17 protein-coding genes and 2 tRNA genes are annotated in these 17,307 nt (G+C 63.7%); 10 read left to right on the top strand and 9 right to left on the bottom strand.

The features are described 5' to 3' along the window. Positions 1-135 precede the first annotated feature (135 nt). Both moaA and APH25_RS05425 read left to right on the top strand, forming a co-directional pair. Positions 136-1,140: a GTP 3',8-cyclase MoaA gene (moaA, locus tag APH25_RS05430; protein WP_082428216.1), complete on the top strand. Its 1,005-nt coding sequence runs from the start codon at positions 136-138 to the stop codon at positions 1,138-1,140. A 20-nt stretch (positions 1,141-1,160) separates the two neighbouring features. Then, positions 1,161-2,060, top strand: a complete 900-nt coding sequence (locus tag APH25_RS05425) for a bestrophin family protein (RefSeq protein ID WP_060481333.1) — start codon at positions 1,161-1,163, stop codon at positions 2,058-2,060. Positions 2,061-2,100: 40 nt separating this feature from the next. Here the strand turns inward: APH25_RS05425 and moaB are convergent, their stop codons facing one another. Continuing rightward, complete coding sequence (gene moaB / locus APH25_RS05420) at positions 2,101-2,640, bottom strand: molybdenum cofactor biosynthesis protein B (RefSeq protein ID WP_028635403.1); 540 nt, start codon at positions 2,638-2,640, stop codon at positions 2,101-2,103. Positions 2,641-2,780: 140 nt separating this feature from the next. Between moaB and APH25_RS05415 the strand changes: the two genes are divergently transcribed. Next, on the top strand, positions 2,781-3,668 hold the full coding sequence (locus APH25_RS05415; protein ID WP_060481332.1) for a LysR family transcriptional regulator: 888 nt from the start codon (positions 2,781-2,783) through the stop codon (positions 3,666-3,668). Here the strand turns inward: APH25_RS05415 and APH25_RS05410 are convergent. After that, complete coding sequence (locus APH25_RS05410; RefSeq protein ID WP_028635401.1) at positions 3,656-4,438, bottom strand: AraC family transcriptional regulator; 783 nt, start codon at positions 4,436-4,438, stop codon at positions 3,656-3,658. The genes APH25_RS05415 and APH25_RS05410 overlap by 13 nt on opposite strands. A 242-nt stretch (positions 4,439-4,680) precedes the next feature. Here APH25_RS05410 and APH25_RS05405 point away from each other — a divergent pair, with 242 nt between their 5' ends. From APH25_RS05405 to APH25_RS05385, 5 genes are read left to right on the top strand one after another with little or no spacing between them, the layout of a single operon-like run. Continuing rightward, entirely contained in the window at positions 4,681-6,297 is a 1,617-nt protein-coding gene (locus APH25_RS05405; protein ID WP_060481331.1) for an APC family permease, read from the top strand. Between the two features lie 51 nt (positions 6,298-6,348). Further along, positions 6,349-7,275 carry a 4-hydroxyproline epimerase gene (locus APH25_RS05400; protein WP_060481330.1) on the top strand — a complete coding sequence of 309 codons (927 nt, stop codon included), beginning with the start codon at positions 6,349-6,351 and terminating at the stop codon, positions 7,273-7,275. Between the two features lie 44 nt (positions 7,276-7,319). After that, positions 7,320-8,267: a dihydrodipicolinate synthase family protein gene (locus APH25_RS05395; protein ID WP_060481329.1), complete on the top strand. Its 948-nt coding sequence runs from the start codon at positions 7,320-7,322 to the stop codon at positions 8,265-8,267. 49 nt (positions 8,268-8,316) lie between these two features. Then, the gene (locus tag APH25_RS05390; protein WP_060481328.1) at positions 8,317-9,894 is read left to right on the top strand and encodes an aldehyde dehydrogenase (NADP(+)); all 1,578 of its coding nucleotides are present in this window, start codon (positions 8,317-8,319) and stop codon (positions 9,892-9,894) included. Positions 9,895-9,896: 2 nt separating this feature from the next. Continuing rightward, positions 9,897-11,144 (top strand): FAD-binding oxidoreductase, encoded by a 1,248-nt coding sequence (locus APH25_RS05385; protein WP_060481327.1) that lies wholly within the window; start codon positions 9,897-9,899, stop codon positions 11,142-11,144. Between the two features lie 19 nt (positions 11,145-11,163). On the opposite strand, the gene APH25_RS05380 is transcribed toward APH25_RS05385, so the two are convergent. The 4 genes from APH25_RS05380 to APH25_RS05365 all read right to left on the bottom strand — a co-directional run bounded on the left by APH25_RS05380 (position 11,164) and on the right by APH25_RS05365 (position 13,497). Next, positions 11,164-11,532 (bottom strand): hypothetical protein, encoded by a 369-nt coding sequence (locus tag APH25_RS05380; RefSeq protein ID WP_028635395.1) that lies wholly within the window; start codon positions 11,530-11,532, stop codon positions 11,164-11,166. Further along, the gene (locus APH25_RS05375; protein ID WP_060481326.1) at positions 11,529-11,873 is read right to left on the bottom strand and encodes a helix-turn-helix transcriptional regulator; all 345 of its coding nucleotides are present in this window, start codon (positions 11,871-11,873) and stop codon (positions 11,529-11,531) included. The genes APH25_RS05380 and APH25_RS05375 overlap by 4 nt, the downstream gene beginning before the upstream one ends. Positions 11,874-11,994: 121 nt before the next feature. After that, the gene (locus APH25_RS05370; protein ID WP_060481325.1) at positions 11,995-12,435 is read right to left on the bottom strand and encodes a YkvA family protein; all 441 of its coding nucleotides are present in this window, start codon (positions 12,433-12,435) and stop codon (positions 11,995-11,997) included. Positions 12,436-12,732: 297 nt separating this feature from the next. Continuing rightward, the gene (locus tag APH25_RS05365; RefSeq protein ID WP_028635392.1) at positions 12,733-13,497 is read right to left on the bottom strand and encodes an FKBP-type peptidyl-prolyl cis-trans isomerase; all 765 of its coding nucleotides are present in this window, start codon (positions 13,495-13,497) and stop codon (positions 12,733-12,735) included. A 340-nt stretch (positions 13,498-13,837) separates the two neighbouring features. Here APH25_RS05365 and APH25_RS05360 point away from each other — a divergent pair, with 340 nt between their 5' ends. Next, positions 13,838-15,157 carry a hypothetical protein gene (locus tag APH25_RS05360; RefSeq protein ID WP_245614727.1) on the top strand — a complete coding sequence of 440 codons (1,320 nt, stop codon included), beginning with the start codon at positions 13,838-13,840 and terminating at the stop codon, positions 15,155-15,157. Positions 15,158-15,217: 60 nt separating this feature from the next. Here the strand turns inward: APH25_RS05360 and pcaQ are convergent, their stop codons facing one another. After that, the gene (gene pcaQ / locus APH25_RS05355) at positions 15,218-16,150 is read right to left on the bottom strand and encodes a pca operon transcription factor PcaQ (protein ID WP_028635390.1); all 933 of its coding nucleotides are present in this window, start codon (positions 16,148-16,150) and stop codon (positions 15,218-15,220) included. Between the two features lie 120 nt (positions 16,151-16,270). Between pcaQ and map the strand changes: the two genes are divergently transcribed. Further along, positions 16,271-17,050, top strand: coding sequence for a type I methionyl aminopeptidase (map, locus tag APH25_RS05350; RefSeq protein ID WP_060481324.1), 780 nt, complete (start codon positions 16,271-16,273; stop codon positions 17,048-17,050). A 91-nt stretch (positions 17,051-17,141) separates the two neighbouring features. Here the strand turns inward: map and APH25_RS05345 are convergent. After that, a tRNA-Asp gene (locus APH25_RS05345) sits at positions 17,142-17,218 on the bottom strand. A 13-nt stretch (positions 17,219-17,231) separates the two neighbouring features. Beyond that, positions 17,232-17,307 (bottom strand) — tRNA-Val (locus APH25_RS05340).

Genomic DNA, 17,307 nt, shown 5'->3' with positions numbered 1-17,307 from the left:
GGAGTGATAAGCGGTTTCGATGATGCGCCCCAAGCCGCGATAGAGCCTGTTTATCATACGGTCGGGCAAAGCAATTTGACTGCCCTGCCCCCAGGTTATAGCTTGGAGGCGTACCCCACCCATTCGAGTGTGCACGTGGAACAGAACAGCCGGGCCCTGATCGACGGCTTCAACCGGAAAATCGACTACCTGCGGATGTCCGTGACAGACCGCTGCGATTTCCGCTGCGTGTATTGCATGGCCGAAGACATGCAGTTTCTGCCGCGCCAGCAGATCCTGAGCCTCGAGGAACTGTTCCAGGTGGCCGAGCGTTTCGTGGCACTGGGCACCCGCAAGATCCGCCTGACCGGCGGGGAGCCACTGGTGCGCCAAGGCATCGTCGGCTTGTGCGAGCGCATCGCCGCCCTGCACGGCCTGCGCGAGCTGTGCCTGACCAGCAACGGCTCGCAGTTGGGGCGCCTGGCGCAGCCGCTGTTCGACGCGGGCGTCACACGCCTGAACATCAGCCTCGACAGCCTGAATGCTGCGCGCTTCAAGCAACTGACACGTACCGGCGACCTGCATCAAGTGATTGCGGGCATAGACGCGGCGCGTCTGGCGGGTTTTCGCCGTACCAAGCTCAACTGCGTGGTGCTCAAGGGCCGCAACGACCATGAGCTGGTAGACCTGGTGCGTTTTGCCATAGACCGCGAGCTGGACATCACCTTCATCGAAGAAATGCCCCTGGGCGTGATTAACGAGCATGAGCGCGGTGAGTCGTTTTGCTCCAGCGACGAAGTGCGCGAGCGCCTGGCCGAGCACTTCAGCCTGGTCGAATCTACCGAATCGTCCCAAGGCCCTGCCCGCTACTGGCGGCTGGCCGAAGCGCCGGGCACCCGGGTGGGCTTCATCTCGCCCCATAGCCACAACTTCTGCGCCACCTGCAACCGGGTGCGGCTCACCGTGGAAGGCCGCCTTTTACTGTGCCTGGGCAACGAGCACTCCGTTGACCTCAAACACGTGCTGCGCGCTCACCCGGGCAACCCGCAGCGGCTGGAAACAGCCATTCGCGATTCGTTGCACCTGAAACCCTATCGCCACCATTTTGAAGTGGGTGGCGACGTACAGATCCTGCGTTTCATGAACATGACCGGCGGCTGAGCAGCCGTCTCTGGATTTCCATGATCGTTCATCCCACCCATGGTGTACTGCGGGTGCTGTTCACCCTCAAAGGGTCGATCCTCAAGCGCATCGCGCTGCGCTGCCTGATGGTCACGCTGTTGGCGGCGCTGATTGTATTGGCCGAGCGCCATTACCCGGCATTCTTCTACCCGGTCAGCGCCACGCCCTTCACCCTGCTGGGGCTGTCGCTGTCGATCTTCATGAGTTTTCGCAACAACGCCTGCTACGACCGGTGGTGGGAGGGGCGCAAGGCCTGGGGCAAGCTGATCATCGAAACCCGCTCGTTCGTGCGTGAAAGTGTGGTGATCACCGATGCCCGGTTGCGGGCCGAGCTGCTGCGCAACCTGTGCGGATTTGCCCATGCCCTGAATGCGCGGTTGCGCGGGGAAGATGATGCGGAGGCCGCGCACCCCTGGTTGGCGCAACCCGAACGGATCAGCGCGCACAACGTGTGCGACGGGATTCTGCGTGAGGTCGGTGCGCAGTGCTCGCACCTGGCCGAGCAACAACAGATCAGCGACTGGCGCTACAGCCTGCTGGAACAGCGACTGGTGGGCTTGAGCGAGGTGCAGGCCACCTGCGAGCGTATCAAGGGCACGCCGTTGCCGTTCCCCTACACACTGCTGCTGCACCGCACCATCTACATCTTCTGCCTGTTGCTGCCCTTTGCCCTGGCCGAACCGCTGGGGTGGCTGGCGCCGTTGTTCACCACCATCGTGGGGTACACCTTCTTCGGGCTGGATGCCATCGGCAACGAGCTGGAAGACCCGTTCGGGCGCGATGAGAACGACCTGCCCACCGACGCCATGGTGCGCACCGTGGAACGCGATGTGCTGGCTGGGCTGGGGGAAACGCCGTTGCCACCGGCGTTGTTGCCGGTGGGGTATGTGTTGAGTTGACGGTGCATTGGCGCACGGGTGGGTATCGGGTGATTAAAACTCAGCCGCGGGTCTCGCAGGGCGCGATCGGTTTCAGATGCTTGACGAAATTGCATGGCCGGTGGCGTGCGTCCAGCTGTTCGGCCAGGATGCCCTCCCAGGCCGTGCGGCAAGCCCCGGTGGAGCCAGGCACGCAGCACACCAGGGTACGGTTGGAAAGCCCTGCCAGGGCACGGCTCTGCACCGTGGAGGTACCGATATCCAGAATCGACAGCGCACGGAACAACTCGCCAAACCCGTCGATGCGCTTGTCCAGCAAACACTCCACCGCTTCCGGGGTACTGTCACGCCCGGTAAAACCGGTGCCGCCCGTGATCAGCACCACCTGCACCTGCTCGTCGGCAATCCAGCTGGCGACCTGCGCACGGATCTTGTACAGGTCATCCTTCAGCAGTGCCCTCGCCACCAGGCGATGGCCAAACTCCACTGAGCGGCAGGCCAGCAGCTCACCCGAGGTATCGGTGTCGAAAGTACGGGTATCGCTGACGGTCAGCACAGCGATGTTGAGCGGTACAAAGGCCGCATCAGGTTGAACACGCACGGTAAAGCCCCCTCGAAGTCAGTATCGCCACGCTAGAGGCCGGGGCTGCAGGCGTCCAATCGATATCACGTACTGGCCGATCAATAGCATCTATCGCAGACGTGGGTTAAGGTCTGTACACCCCGTTACCAGGCAAGCGCATGGACATCAAGCAGCTGAAGTTTCTCCTCGCCCTCGACCAGACCCGCCACTTCGGGCAGGCAGCGGCGTTGTGCCACATCACCCAGCCGACCCTGTCCATGCGCTTGCGCAACCTTGAAGATGAACTGGACCTGGTGCTGGTCAAACGGGGCCAGCGATTCGAAGGCTTTACCGAGGCCGGCGAACGCATCCTGGCCTGGGCCCGCACCCTGCTCGCCGCCCACGATGGCCTGCAGGCCGAGGCGGCCAATTGCCGGGGCCAGGTGGTAGGCAGCCTGCGCTTGGGGACGGTACCGTTGGCCAGCTTCAACCCCATGCAATTGTTGTTGCCGCTGCGGGCAAAATACCCTGGGCTGCACTTTCAACTCAGTTCGCTGAGTTCGGAGCAGGTGGTCGATGGCCTTAGCCGCAACCAGCTCGACCTGGGCATCTGCTACCTGGACCAGGTCAATACCCGGTTCTTCGAGGTCATCGAACTGGGCATCACCACCATGGGCCTGTTGCATGACACGCGGCACTTCCAGTTTACGGGCGATGCCTTGCGCTGGGACCAGCTGGGCGACACGCCCCTGGGCCTACTGAGCAAGGGCATGCACTACCGCCAATCACTGGACCTGAGCCTGCGCAGCCGGGGCCTGGAACCCAATGCCGTGCTGGAAAGCGATTCCAGTTTCCAGCTGATCCAGGCCATCAGCAGCGGCCTGTGCTGCGCAATCATGCCACTGGGCTGCGGCCTGGAAGCCCTCAGCGAGCACTTGCGCATCCTGCCGGTGGTGGATGCCGCCATCCACAGCCCCGTGGGCCTGCTGCTGCGCCGCAGCGAACCGCGTTCGGCCATTGCCGAGCAGTGCTTTACCGAGGCGAAAGCACTGTTTCAAGCGCCCTGAACACTGGTCGCCTGCCGGTACTGGCGCGGGGTGAACCCGGTCAGTTGCTTGAACTGGCGGCTGAAGGCGCTGTGGTCGGTGTAGCCGCAGCGTAGGGCGACCTCGGTAATTGGCAGCTCGGAATGCAGCAGCCGGTGGGCCTGTTCCAGGCGCGCCTTGTGAATCATCTGCCGGGGGGTGAGGTGAAACACCCGCTTGCAGTAACGCTCCAGCTGAGCGACGGATATGCCCGCTATGCGCGTCAGCTCCCGCATGCTGATCGGCTGCTGGAAGTGGCGACGAATGTGCTCGTCCACAGCGGCAAGGCGCTGATAGGCGGGGTGCGTGTCTGCCGCTGACTGCAGGTCCACCGAAATGCCGATCAGGCCAATGATGGCCCCTTCCACGTTGTGCAAAGGGCGCTTGTGGGTCAGGCACCAGCCGGCTTCGCGGCTGCCATACAGGTGCAGCTCCAGCTGGTCTTCGAGCACCAGGCCCTCTTTCAGCACGCGGCGGTCCTGCTCGGTGTAGCCCGGGCCCAGCTGCGCCGGAAACACCTCGGCGCTGGTCTTGCCCAGCAACGGCGCCAGCCCTTTGAGCCCACAACGCTGCACCAGGGTAGTGTTGGCCAGCACATAGCGGGCAGCTTCATCCTTGATGAAGATCGCCGCGTTGGGGATGGCGTCAAGGATGGGCAGCAGCAGCGATACGCCGCCCAGCAGCGCCTCAAGGTTGGCCGGCCGGTACCGCTCCAGCGCCGGGCACAGGGTAGCCAAGGGGGTAGGCATCATCTCTAAAGCCCATGTTCAGTGAGGCTTCGAGCCTATCTCCACGGCCTTGCGGCACGCCAACGGTTTTTCGTGACTGTGCCGATTTCGTCATGCCCCCTGCAGAAAACCATCAAGAACCGCCCCGCCGATCGGTTCACTCTATGCCCCATGCAAGCCGCCTATGTTCCACAAAAGCGCGGCCGAAACGCCGCACCTCGTGACATCAGACCTGCCTATCCAATAACCAACAAAAAGGCGAACCCATGTCAGGCAAATTCAAGAAACAGCTGTCATTGCTGGACCTCACCTTCATCGGCCTAGGGGCCATCTTCGGCTCCGGCTGGCTGTTCGCTGCCAGCCACGTATCAGCCATTGCCGGCCCTGCAGGCATTCTGTCGTGGTTTCTGGGCGGCTTTGCCGTGCTGCTGCTGGGCATCGTGTATTGCGAGCTGGGCGCGGCCTTGCCGCGTGCCGGCGGCGTGGTGCGCTACCCGGTGTATTCCCACGGGCCACTGCTGGGCTACCTGATGGGGTTCATCACCCTGATCGCCTTTTCCAGCCTGATCGCCATCGAAGTGGTCGCCTCGCGCCAGTACGCCGCCGCCTGGTTCCCCGGGCTGACCAAGGCCGGCTCCAGCGACCCGACCGTGCTCGGCTGGCTGGTGCAGTTCGCGCTGTTGGGGCTGTTCTTCATCCTGAACTACCGCAGCGTGAAAACCTTCGCCAAAGCCAACAACCTGGTCAGCGTGTTCAAGTTCATCGTGCCGCTGCTGGTGATCGGCGTGCTGTTCACCTTCTTCAAACCCGAGAATTTCCAGGTGCAGGGTTTTGCGCCGTTTGGCCTGTCCGGGGTGGAAATGGCGGTATCGGCCGGCGGCATCATTTTCGCCTACCTGGGCCTCACACCGATCATCTCGGTGGCCAGCGAGGTCAAGAACCCGCAACGCACCATTCCTATTGCGCTGATACTGTCGGTGCTGCTGTCCACCGCGATCTACGCCCTGCTGCAACTGGCATTTCTCGGCAGCGTGCCCACTGACATGCTGGCCAATGGCTGGTCGGCGGTAACCCAGGAACTGGCACTGCCCTACCGCGACATCGCCCTGGCCTTGGGTGTGGGCTGGCTGGCCTACCTGGTGGTGGCGGATGCGGTGATCTCCCCAAGCGGCTGCGGCAACATCTACATGAACGCCACCCCCCGCGTGGTGTATGGCTGGGCGAAGACCGGCACGTTCTTCCGGTACTTCACCCGCGTCGATGAACAGTCTGGCATTCCGCGCCCGGCCCTGTGGCTGACCTTCGGCCTGGCGGTGTTCTGGACCCTGCCGTTCCCCTCGTGGGAAGCGCTGATCAACGTGGTGTCCGCTGCACTGGTGCTGAGCTACGCCGTCGCCCCGGTGACCGTCGCCGCCCTGCGCCGAAACGCGCCCGACATGCCGCGCCCGTTCCGGGTCAAGGGCATGGGGGTACTGGGCCCGCTGTCGTTCATCATCGCCGCACTGATCGTGTATTGGTCGGGCTGGGGCACGGTGTCCTGGCTGCTGGCGCTGCAAATCCTGATGTTCGTGCTGTACCTGGTGTGCGCGCGCTTCGTGCCCACCGAGCACGTGTCGCTGGCCCAGCAGGTGCGCTCGTCGGCGTGGCTGATCGGCTTCTACGCCGTGACCATCCTGCTGTCCTGGCTGGGCAGTTTTGGCGGCACCGGGGTGATCGGCCACCCGCTCGACACCGTGATCGTCGCCGCATGTGCGCTTGGCATTTACTACTGGGGCGCGTGCACCGGGGTGCCGGCACATCTGGTGCGCCTGGAAGGCGAGGATGAAAGCGAAGCCAGCCAAGCGCCGGTGGTCGCCCAACGCACGGCGGTAACGGCGCCCTGAGGGCCCACTCCCACAGCGCAAGACTTGGCCAACCACACGACGGACACGACCATGAAACAGATCCACATCATCGACTCGCATACCGGCGGCGAACCCACGCGCCTGGTGATGAAAGGCTTCCCGCACCTGCACGGTCGCAGCATGGCCGAGCAGCGCGACGAACTGCGCGAGCGGCACGACGCGTGGCGCCGGGCCTGCCTGCTGGAGCCGCGGGGCAACGACGTGCTGGTGGGGGCGCTGTACTGCCCGCCGGTGTCGGCTGACGCCACCTGCGGGGTGATCTTCTTCAACAACGCCGGTTACCTGAACATGTGTGGCCACGGCACCATCGGCCTGGTCGCCTCGCTGCAACACCTGGGCCTGATCGCACCCGGGGTGCACAAGATCGACACCCCGGTCGGCCAGGTCAGCGCCACCCTGCATGAGGACGGCGCCATCACCGTCGGCAACGTGCCCGCCTACCGCTACCGCCAGCAGGTGGCGGTGGATGTGCCCGGCCATGGCGTAGTGCACGGCGATATCGCCTGGGGTGGCAACTGGTTCTTCCTGGTCAGCGAGCATGGCCAGCGCCTTGAACTGAGCAACCGCGAAGCCCTCACCGACTACACCTGGGCCATGCTCAAGGCCCTCGAAGCCCAAGGCATTACCGGTGAGCACGGTGCCCCCATCGACCATGTCGAGCTGTTTGCCGAAGACGCCGCAGCCGACAGCCGCAACTTCGTCATGTGCCCGGGCAAAGCCTACGACCGTTCGCCCTGCGGCACCGGCACCAGCGCCAAGCTGGCCTGCCTGGCGGCAGACGGCAAGCTGGCCGAGGGCCAGGCCTGGGTACAGGCCAGCATCACCGGCAGCCAGTTCACTGGCCGCTACGAGCGTGACGGTGAGCGGATTCGCCCGTTCATTACCGGCCGCGCCTACATGACCGCCGACAGCACGCTGCTGATCGACGAACAGGACCCCTTCGCCTGGGGCATCTGACCCCTGTTTTCCTTGACCACCCGACACCGCCAGGAGCACTAACAATGACTGACAACATCTTCACCGGCACCGTGCCCGCCCTGATGACCCCCTGCACCGCCGAGCGCAAACCGGACTACGACGCACTGGTGCGCAAGGGCCGTGAGCTGATCGAGGCTGGCATGAGCGCAGTGGTGTACTGCGGCTCGATGGGTGACTGGCCACTGCTCAGCGAAGCCGAGCGCCAGGAGGGTGTGGCGCGGCTGGTGGCAGCGGGCATCCCGACCATCGTCGGTACCGGCGCGGTGAACACCCGCGAGGCCGTCGCCCACGCTGCCCACGCGGCCAAGGTGGGCGCCGCGGGCCTGATGGTCATTCCACGGGTGCTCAGCCGGGGGGCATCGCTGATTGCCCAGAAGCACCACTTCGCGGCGATTCTGGCCGCCGCGCCTGCGCTGCCGGCAGTGATCTACAACAGCCCGTACTACGGCTTCGCCACCCGCGCCGACCTGTTCTTCGAACTGCGCCAGCAATTCCCCAACCTGATCGGCTTCAAGGAGTTCGGCGGCGGCGCGGACCTGCGCTATGCGGCCGAGCACATCACCTCCCAGGATGACGGTGTGACGCTGATGGTGGGCGTGGATACCCAGGTGGTGCATGGCTTCGTCAACTGCAACGCCACCGGCGCCATCACCGGCATTGGTAACGCCTTGCCACGGGAGGTGCTGCAACTGGTGAGCCTGAGCAAGCAGGCTGCCAAGGGCGACGCCCGAGCCCGCCGCCTGGCCCGTGAGCTGGAAGCGGCACTGGGGGTGCTGTCGTCGTTCGATGAAGGTTGCGACCTGGTGCTGTACTACAAGCACCTGATGGTGCTCAACGGCGACACGGAGTACACCCTGCACTTCAACGAAACCGATGCCCTGACCGATGCCCAGCGCAACTACGCCGAGCAGCAGTACGCGCTGTTCCGTAGCTGGTATGCGCAGTGGTCGACCGAGCAGAACGTGGCCTGACCGCAGCCGCCATCTCCCTGCACCTGCATTGCATTCACAAGGAGTCACCATGCCCCTCACAGGCAAACTGCTGATCGGCCAAACCCCGGTAGCCGGTACACGCCAAGCCCTGCGCGCCATCAACCCGGCCAGCGGCCAGGCACTGGAGCCGGCGTACCCGGGCGGCACGGGCGAACACGTGGCCCAGGCCTGCGCCCTGGCCTGGGCGGCGTTCGACGTCTATCGCGAAACCACACTGGAACAGCGTGCCGGCTTTCTGGAAGCAATCGCCGCACACATCGAAGCCCTCGGCGATACACTGATCGAGCGCGCCGTCGCCGAAACGGGCCTGCCCACGGCGCGTATCCAGGGCGAGCGCGGCCGCACCTGCACCCAGTTGCGCGCTTTCGCCCGCGTGGTGCGGGCCGGTGAGTGGCTGGACGTAAGGGTCGACCCGGCCATGCCGGAGCGCCAACCCCTGCCCCGCCCCGACCTGCGCCAACGGCACATCGCCTTGGGGCCGGTCGCGGTATTCGGCGCCAGCAACTTCCCGCTGGCGTTCTCGGTAGCCGGTGGCGACACCGCCTCGGCGCTGGCGGCCGGCTGCCCGGTAGTGGTCAAGGCGCACGGCGCTCACCCAGGCACCAGCGAACTGGTAGGCCAGGCCGTGGCAAACGCCGTCCAGCAGTGCGGGCTGCCTGAAGGGGTGTTCTCGCTGCTGTACGGTTCGGGCCGTGAAGTGGGCATCGCGCTGGTCAGCGACCCCCGCATCAAGGCCGTGGGCTTTACCGGTTCACGCAGCGGCGGCCTGGCCTTGTGCCAAGCCGCCCAGGCTCGACCCGAACCTGTTCCGGTGTATGCGGAGATGAGCTCGATCAACCCGGTGTTCCTGTTCGATGCGGCCTTGCAGGCTCGCGCTGAGGCCATGGCCCAGGGGTTCATTGGCTCACTCACTCAAGGTGCAGGGCAGTTCTGTACCAACCCAGGGTTGGTGATCGCCAAGCAGGGGCCTGATTTGCAACGCTTCATCCAGGCTGCCAGCCAACATGTGAGCCAGGCCGCAGCGCAGACCATGCTCACCCCCGGGATTTTTGCCGCCTACCAGGCAGGCATCGGTGCCCTGGCTGAAAATGGAGGTGCCTCGCAGGTGGCCAGCGGCCTTGCGGCCGAGGGCGTCAACCAGGGCCAAGCGCACCTGTTCGTGGCCGAGGCCGAGGCGTTTCTCGCCGACCCGACACTGCAGGCCGAAGTATTTGGTGCCACATCGCTGGTGGTGGCCTGTGCCAGCGACCAGCAGATGCGTGAAGTGGCCGATCACCTCGAGGGCCAGCTCACTGCTACCCTGCAATTGGACGACGCAGACATCGACAGCGCCCGCGCCCTGCTGCCCACCCTGGAACGCAAGGCTGGGCGGATTCTGGTCAATGGCTGGCCGACCGGTGTAGAGGTGTGTGACGCCATGGTGCATGGTGGGCCATTCCCGGCCACGTCCGATGCCCGCAGCACGTCGGTGGGCACCGCGGCCATCCAGCGTTTCCTGCGACCGGTGTGCTACCAGGACTTTCCTGACGCGCTGTTGCCTGAGGCGTTGCAGCACACCAACCCGTTGCAACTGCGGCGCCTGCTCGACGGCAAGCGGGAAGGCTGAGCATGGAGCACACCCCCGCAAACGATATCGTGGTAGTGGGTGCCGGCATCATCGGTGTGGCCTGCGCCCTGCAGCTGGCACGCCAGGGCCGGCAGGTACTGCTGGTTGACCGCCAGCTCCCCGGCCAGGGGGCATCCTGGGGCAATGCGGGGCACCTGGCTACCGAGCAGGTGTTCCCCATCGCCGACCTGTCGATTCTCAAGCGCCTGCCGCGCATGCTGCTGGACCCGATGGGGCCACTGCGCCTGGACTGGAAGTACCTGCCCAAGGCGATGCCCTGGTTCACCCGCCTGCTGCTCAACCTGCGCCCGGCACCGTTCCAGCGCAGCGTCGCGGGTATTCGCGCGCTCAACGAAGCCAGCCTGGCGGCCTGGCAGCAGCTGCTGGGGTCGATCGGGCGCAGCGACCTGTTTCATCAGGACGGCTCGCTGCTGGTGTTCGAGCGGCCAGAATCCAGTGAGGCGCTGGCGGCGTTGCGCAGCCGCATGCAGCAACAGGCCGTACCGGTGGAGCTGTGGTCTGCGCGGCAGGTACAGGCCGCTGCGCCGCAGCTGAACCCAAGCCTGCTGGGCGGTTTGTTCTTCCCGTCCACCGGCCACTTCATCGACCCCTATCAGGTGCTGTGCGAGCTGTTCGAGGCGGCCCAGGCCGAGGGCGTGCGCTTCATGCAGGCTCAGGTCGACGGTGGGCGGCTGCACAGCGCCGGGGTAACCCTTGCCAGCAACTGCGGTGCGCTGCATGCCCGCCAGGTATTGCTGAGCTGTGGCGCGCATTCGGCGCACCTCACTGCTGCGCTCACGGGCAAGCAGGTGCCACTGGACACCGAGCGGGGGTACCACCTGATGCTGCCGGCCGAGCACCAACGCCTGCCGTTCGCCGTCACATCCCTCGAGCGCAAGTTCATCATGACGCCCATGACCGGGGGGTTACGCCTGGCCGGCACGGTCGAGTTCGCCGGCCTGCAAGCCCCCCCGAGCATGCAGCGGGCGTGGCAACTGCATCGGTTGAGCAAGGGGTTGTTCAGGGAAGACTTGAGCACCGAGGGTGCGAGCCCCTGGATGGGGATGCGCCCGTCGTTGCCAGACTCATTGCCGGTGATCGACCGGGTGTGTGAAGGCCGGGTGCTGCTGGCTTTCGGGCATCAGCACCTGGGCTTGACCCAGGCAGCGGTCACAGCGCAATGGGTGGGTCGGCTGGCCGAGGCGCTTGGTGGCCCTGAAACCCGGGCATACCGCCTAGACCGCTTCTGATCACCCGATAACACTGCAGCTAAGGCGCTTCGGGGTAGCTGTACTCAAATACCCGAACCACTTCGGAAGCATGCCAGGACGCTGCCTCCATGCCATCGACCGGGCCCGAAAAGCGACCCAGCTTTTCGACACACTCGAAAAACCCGGTACGGGGCAGCCGGCTGGCACCCTGGCTGATCACCAGCGAACTTCGCAGTGGCTGCTCGGCCCGGGCATCCAGCACCGCCAGGTACTCCAGCGCTGCGGTCAGTGTCTGCATGGCCGGGCTGGGCAATTGCAAGCGCTCGATCAGCGCACGGTAGGTCAGCAGGTGGCGTTGACGCCTGGCCAGATCAAGCTCGCCCAGCAGGTTATCCCAATGCTGGCGGCTGATCCTGACGTGGCTCATGACACCTCGCTCCAGCCAGCCACGCCCAGGTGCCACGCCAATGCGCGGCGGATGGCAGCATCAGGCTGGCGCTCGCCGGCTTCAATCATGGCCAGGTAAGCGGGGCTTACCCCTACATTTCGGGCCAACTGCTCGGCAGCGATCCCTTTCGCTCTGCGGATATCCCCCACCTCACTGAAGGCGGGCGCCGGTGCAGGTGGCTGCTGCTCGCCGCTTTCGTCGCCGGTGACAGGTGGCGTTGCCGGGGCCTGCCCTGCAGCCTTCAGCAACGCCTGATAGTGCTCCCACGGAACGACGGCGTACTCTGGCTGACCGTCCCGGCTGATGACCTGAATACCCATTACGAACCCCTCAAGAGGATTACGGCATGTAATCCGTTGGCATAATCCTTATGCCAATTATATGTCCAAGTCCGCGATCTGTGCAGCCAGGCACCTTCGCGGCCAGGCAGAGGGGCGGGTATCAGGGCGCAGGACGCTCCAGGCGCAGGGCTTCGGGGGTAGCTGGCAACCGCTCCACCACGCGCAGGCGCTCGGGGGCCTGGCTGTCGCGCCACGCCTTGAACCGCGCCAGCTCATCGGCCACAGTCTTCATTACCCAGCCCAGCACGGCAATGTCATCCAGGAAGCCCACCCCCAGCAACCAATCGGGGATGGCATCGATGGGGCTTACGAAATACAGCAGACCTGCCACGATCGTGACCAGCGCTTTGGGGCTTATGGCACGGTACTCGCCGCGCCACCATGCCAGGCACAGTGACTGCATCAGCTTCACGTCTTCACGCAACTTGCCCAGCCGCGGGCCTTTGCGAGCCACAGCAAACAGCAGTGCAGGCAACCGACCGCGGCTGAGCAGGCGCTCGGCCAGCGGCAGAAAGCGAGCGAAATTCCAGGGTGCATTCATGGAGCCTCCAGGACGGAAAAGGTTATCCACATTTATTGTGGATAACCTTGTGAACAGGGCAGTGTTTCTGACGCCAGGTGCCTATCAGGCAAGGGCCAAGGTCAGATCGGGCGTTTTTTACACAGCCGTTACAGCCCCGCATACGCGTACGGGCCAAACGGCTCAGGTTAGACGCTTCCTGCTTCTACACGCTGCATGTCCTCGGACACTATCAGCACTTGCCGGTTCGACCAAGCACTCTGCACAAACACGAACGCCCCGTCGGGACGGGGCGTTCAGGGTTGCAGCAAGCGGCTTTTACTTGGCAGGTGCTTCAGCCGGGGCTTCGGCTGGGGCGTCTGCTTCAGGTTCGGCGCCTTGCAGCTGAGCCGGGTCCTTGATGGCGATCAGCTCAAGGTCGAACACCAATACCGAGTTTGCCGGGATCAGCGGGCTTGGGCTCTGTGCGCCGTAGGCCAGCTCAGCCGGGATGAACAGCTTGTACTTCTCGCCCACGTGCATCAGTTGCAGGCCTTCGACCCAACCTGGGATCACGCCGCTCACCGGCAGATCGATCGGGCTGCCGCGCTCGACCGAGCTGTCGAATACCTTGCCATCGATCAGCTTGCCTTCGTAGTGAACGGTCACCACATCGGTAGGCTTGGGCTGCGGGCCGTCGGCCTTCTTCACCACTTCATACTGCAGGCCCGATGCCGTGGTAACCACGCCCGGCTTCTTGGCGTTTTCTTCCAGGAACTTCTTGCCGGCAGAGGCCGCTTCCTCGCTGGCCTTGGCCAGGCGTTCTTCAGCGCGTTTCTGCAGTGCGGTGAAGGCCTCTACCAGCTCTTCGTCCTTCAGGCGCTGCTCTTTCTTGCCAACGGCGTCTTCGATACCCAGCGCGACTGCTTTCGAATCAAGGTCATCCATGCCTTCCTGAGCCAGGCTCTTGCCCATGTTCAGGCCGATACCGTAGGAGGCTTTCTGCGCGGGGGTCTTCAGTTCGGGGCTGCTGGCCTGCTGGTCGCAACCAGCCAGTACCAGGCCTACCAGGGCAACCGCAGCCGCCAAACGATGCTGTTTCATGCTATTTCCTTGTTCATGCGCCATAAGGGCAATCAGGGTGTAGGCCGCGAGCTTAGCAGGCGGTCGTCACCAATGGCTACCGGCATAGGAGCGGGTTTCACGCAATAAGTTCAGCAGGCCACGGACGGCGTCGCCTGTTGCCAAGCCGGACGCCAGTATTGGTCATTCTCTTCGTTGAAGCACCGAGCAAAAAGGTGTGGGCGCGCACGAAAAAGCCGGCCAAGCCCGCGACAAAACTGATAATTCTGACAGTAGCGCACCACAAGCGCCTGCCTTCCAATGGCTGACAAGGCATTCGCAAGAAAGCCTGACCTGAGTTTGCCACTACGAAGGATAGGTTATGAACATCTCACGCAAGCCCAACCGCTCGACCCGCGTGCCACCGTCCGTAAACAACGCTGACAGAGAAGTGGCCGCCGCACCCATCGATACACGCTATGGCGTGGAAGGGCTGGGCTATTTCTTACCCCAGGAAAGGGGCAGCCGCAGTACCAGCACAGGATTTATCAAAAGCCATACCCAGCCGGGGCGGACCTATGGCATTGGCCGCAGCACCAACCTGGAAACGTCGCACACCACGGTATTCGTAGCCTGCCTCACGGAGTACGGCCAGCTGGACAAAAGCTTCCATGCGGACGGGATTTTTGATTTCAACACAATCGGCGACACCCGTTACGCAGCACTCAACAGCATCATCGAAGACAGGCAGGGCAACCTGCTGGTCATCTTGAGCCTGGATGGCGAGTCAGCCAGCCACATATGGAGGCTGACAGCGAGCGGTGAGCCCGACCTGAGTTTCGGTCAGGGGAAAGGCTATGTGGATACCCGCGGCCTGATCGACGAGGCGCTGGTGCTTGAGCGCCTGGCACTGGTTGGGCAAGGCATCTTCGTCGCCGGCCTGCGCCGAGGGCCTGAAAAATTCGAGCCGGTGATTGTAGCCTTCGATAACGACGGCAGACTGCGCAGAGACTTCGGCACTGACGGGATACTGGATGGCACTCAACTCATTCCTGACACCAGCCAGCACATCATCGATGGCATTGTCGCTTTCGCTCCGCAAGCAGGCACCGAGCGCCTGCTCGTCACACTCTACCTTCTGCGCGATGACGTGATCTACAGCGTTGCAATGGCACTGACCACCGAAGGTAAATTCGACACCTCGTTTGGTGATGACGGCCTGTATTGGTCCGATGACAATGTGATCCTTTACGGCCTGTCCGTCGACGTCAAGGCCAAGCGCATTTCCTTCTACGGCAGCATAATGCCCGACGAGGATGGCCCGGAATTCCCGGCCATTTACCGCATAGACTACGCCGGTAAGCCGGCAAAAGAGTTCAACAACGGCAACATGCTTGTGTTCGAGCGCCCAGGTGCCTGGACCTCAGGCATGGAAGATGGAAACGGGCTTGTGGGCTATGGACAGTTCTATACCTACACACTCGCTTTTCGCCTGACTGCGGCTGGCACGTTTGATGACACCTTTGTTCCACCCCGAGGCTATGGGCAATACGGTGCCCGAGGCGACGACGGTTTTTACTCATCTGGTGCGCCGCCTGTATACGACGCCGCGCATAAGCGCCTGTTGATCAGCGGCAATATGGAGGTAACGCCTGGCTTCAACGTTCCAGGCGTAATCGCCATATCCATGCGGCCCACTTGATCAACCAACAATCGCTGATTGGGGCGCTGGCCAGCCTCAAGCGCTCCCTCGCAGCGAGGCTCAAGGGTATACCCGCTCCCGATACTGCGCGGCCACCTCACGCAACACGTCGCACACCCACTGCCCCGGCAGGCTCTGTGCCAGTGCAGCATTGCGGCAGATGCCCACCGAACCGCCAGGTTCGCGCACGCCCAGGTCGAGTTCGACCAGGTCGCCACGGCGCAGGTCCAGCAGCACAGCGTCGCGCGGGGCTACCCAAACCGCGTCGCTGCCCTGCACGTAACGCCGGCTCAGGACCAGCGACAAGGTTTCCAGGCGCTGTGCGGGCATCTGGATGCCGCATTGCACGAACAGGCTGTCGGCATGCTGACGGATCGTCGTACCGGCCGGCGGCACTACCAGTGGGTACTGCCCTACACGCGCCCGTTCGAGCGGTGCAACAGCCAGCAGCGGGTGACCGGCGCGCACCACCAGGGTCATGGACTCGCTGTACAGGTGCTCGAACGAAAGGCCCTGTATCTGCGGGCTGTCGGTCATCCGCCCCACCACCAGCTCCAGTTCACCCACGCGCAACTGGCCAAGCAATTGCGCACTCACGCCGGTCACCACGTTGATGACCAAGGCCTGGTGGCGCTGATGCAGGCGGCACAGTACCTCGGGCATCAACAGGCTTTCGACCGTGGACAACACACCGATGCGCACCTGGGACGGCACCTGCGCCTCGCCGCGCAGGCAGCTGACGCCATCGCGCAGGGCCTGCACACTGGGCCCTGCATAACGCATGAAGCGTGTGCCAGCGGGGGTCAGTTCAACGCCCTGGCGGCCCCTCACGAACAGCCTGGCCTGCAGAAGGTCTTCGAGTTCCCTGAGGGTCTTGGAGATCGCCGGCTGGCTGATGGCGAGCACGTCTGCCGCCCTGGCCAGGCTGCCCTGTCGGGCAATCTCCAGAAAGCACAGTAGGTGGCGGTACTTGATACGGGTGTCGAGGTTCATGACGCCAGCTTACCGCATTGTCGGCAAGGCCGTGCCCCCTGTGGCCCCGCCGCATTGGCAACCTGGGTGCGGCAAGCGCTATGCTTGAGCAAATTTCCGCATGAGCAACTGCCCTCCCCCATGTCCAAGGTCATCATCAAGACCCCCGCCCAACTCGACCTGATGCGCCGCGCCGGCCAGCTTCTGGCGCAAGTATTCGCCGATCTCGACAGCTTTATCCGCCCGGGTGTCACCACCCTGCAGATCAACGACCGGGCCGAGGCGTTCATCCTCGACACACTCAGGGCACGCCCCGCCAGCAAGGGGCAGTATGGCTTCCCCTATGCGCTCAACACCTCGGTGGATCACGTGGTGTGCCACGGTATGCCCAAGGCCGATGAGGTGCTTCAGGCGGGGTCCATCATCAATGTCGATATCACCCTGGAACAGGGTGGGTACATTGCGGACTCCTCGAAGATGTACAGCCTGGGGCCGGTAAGCGAAGAGGCCCGCCATCTGGTAGCGACCACCTACGATGCGCTGTGGAAAGGCATCGAACAGGTCCGCCCGGGGGCCACGCTGGGTGATATCGGCCACGCTATCCAGGCTCACGCCGAGAGCGCAGGCTACAGTGTGGTTCGGGAGTACTGCGGCCATGGCATCGGCCAGCAGATGCACGAGGCGCCCGAAGTGCTACACGTGGGCCAACGCGGCATGGGCATGAAGCTGAAACCTGGCATGGTGTTTACCATCGAACCGATGATCAACCAAGGTGGGCGCGGTACCCGAACGCTGAAAGATGGCTGGACGGTGATCACCCGTGACCACAGCCTCTCGGCCCAGTGGGAGCATACCGTGGCGGTAACCGAAGAAGGCTATGAAGTGCTGACCTTGCGCGATGAAGAGCGTGGCCGCCACTGAACGTGCGGTGAAAACGCCAGAACGAAAAAAGCGACCCTAAGGTCGCTTTTTTATTGCTTCAGGGTGTTCAGTGGGCCCTTGAAGCGGAATATGGCGCAGCGGACGGGACTCGAACCCGCGACCCCCGGCGTGACAGGCCGGTATTCTAACCGACTGAACTACCGCTGCGCTATACATCGAGTGGTGGGTGATGACGGGATCGAACCGCCGACCCTCTGCTTGTAAGGCAGATGCTCTCCCGGCTGAGCTAATCACCC

The sequence above is a fragment of the Pseudomonas sp. NBRC 111119 genome (genome assembly GCF_001320125.1).
Classification (GTDB): Bacteria; Pseudomonadota; Gammaproteobacteria; order Pseudomonadales; family Pseudomonadaceae; genus Aquipseudomonas; species Aquipseudomonas parafulva.
This window is presented reverse-complemented; position numbering and strand designations above follow the sequence as displayed.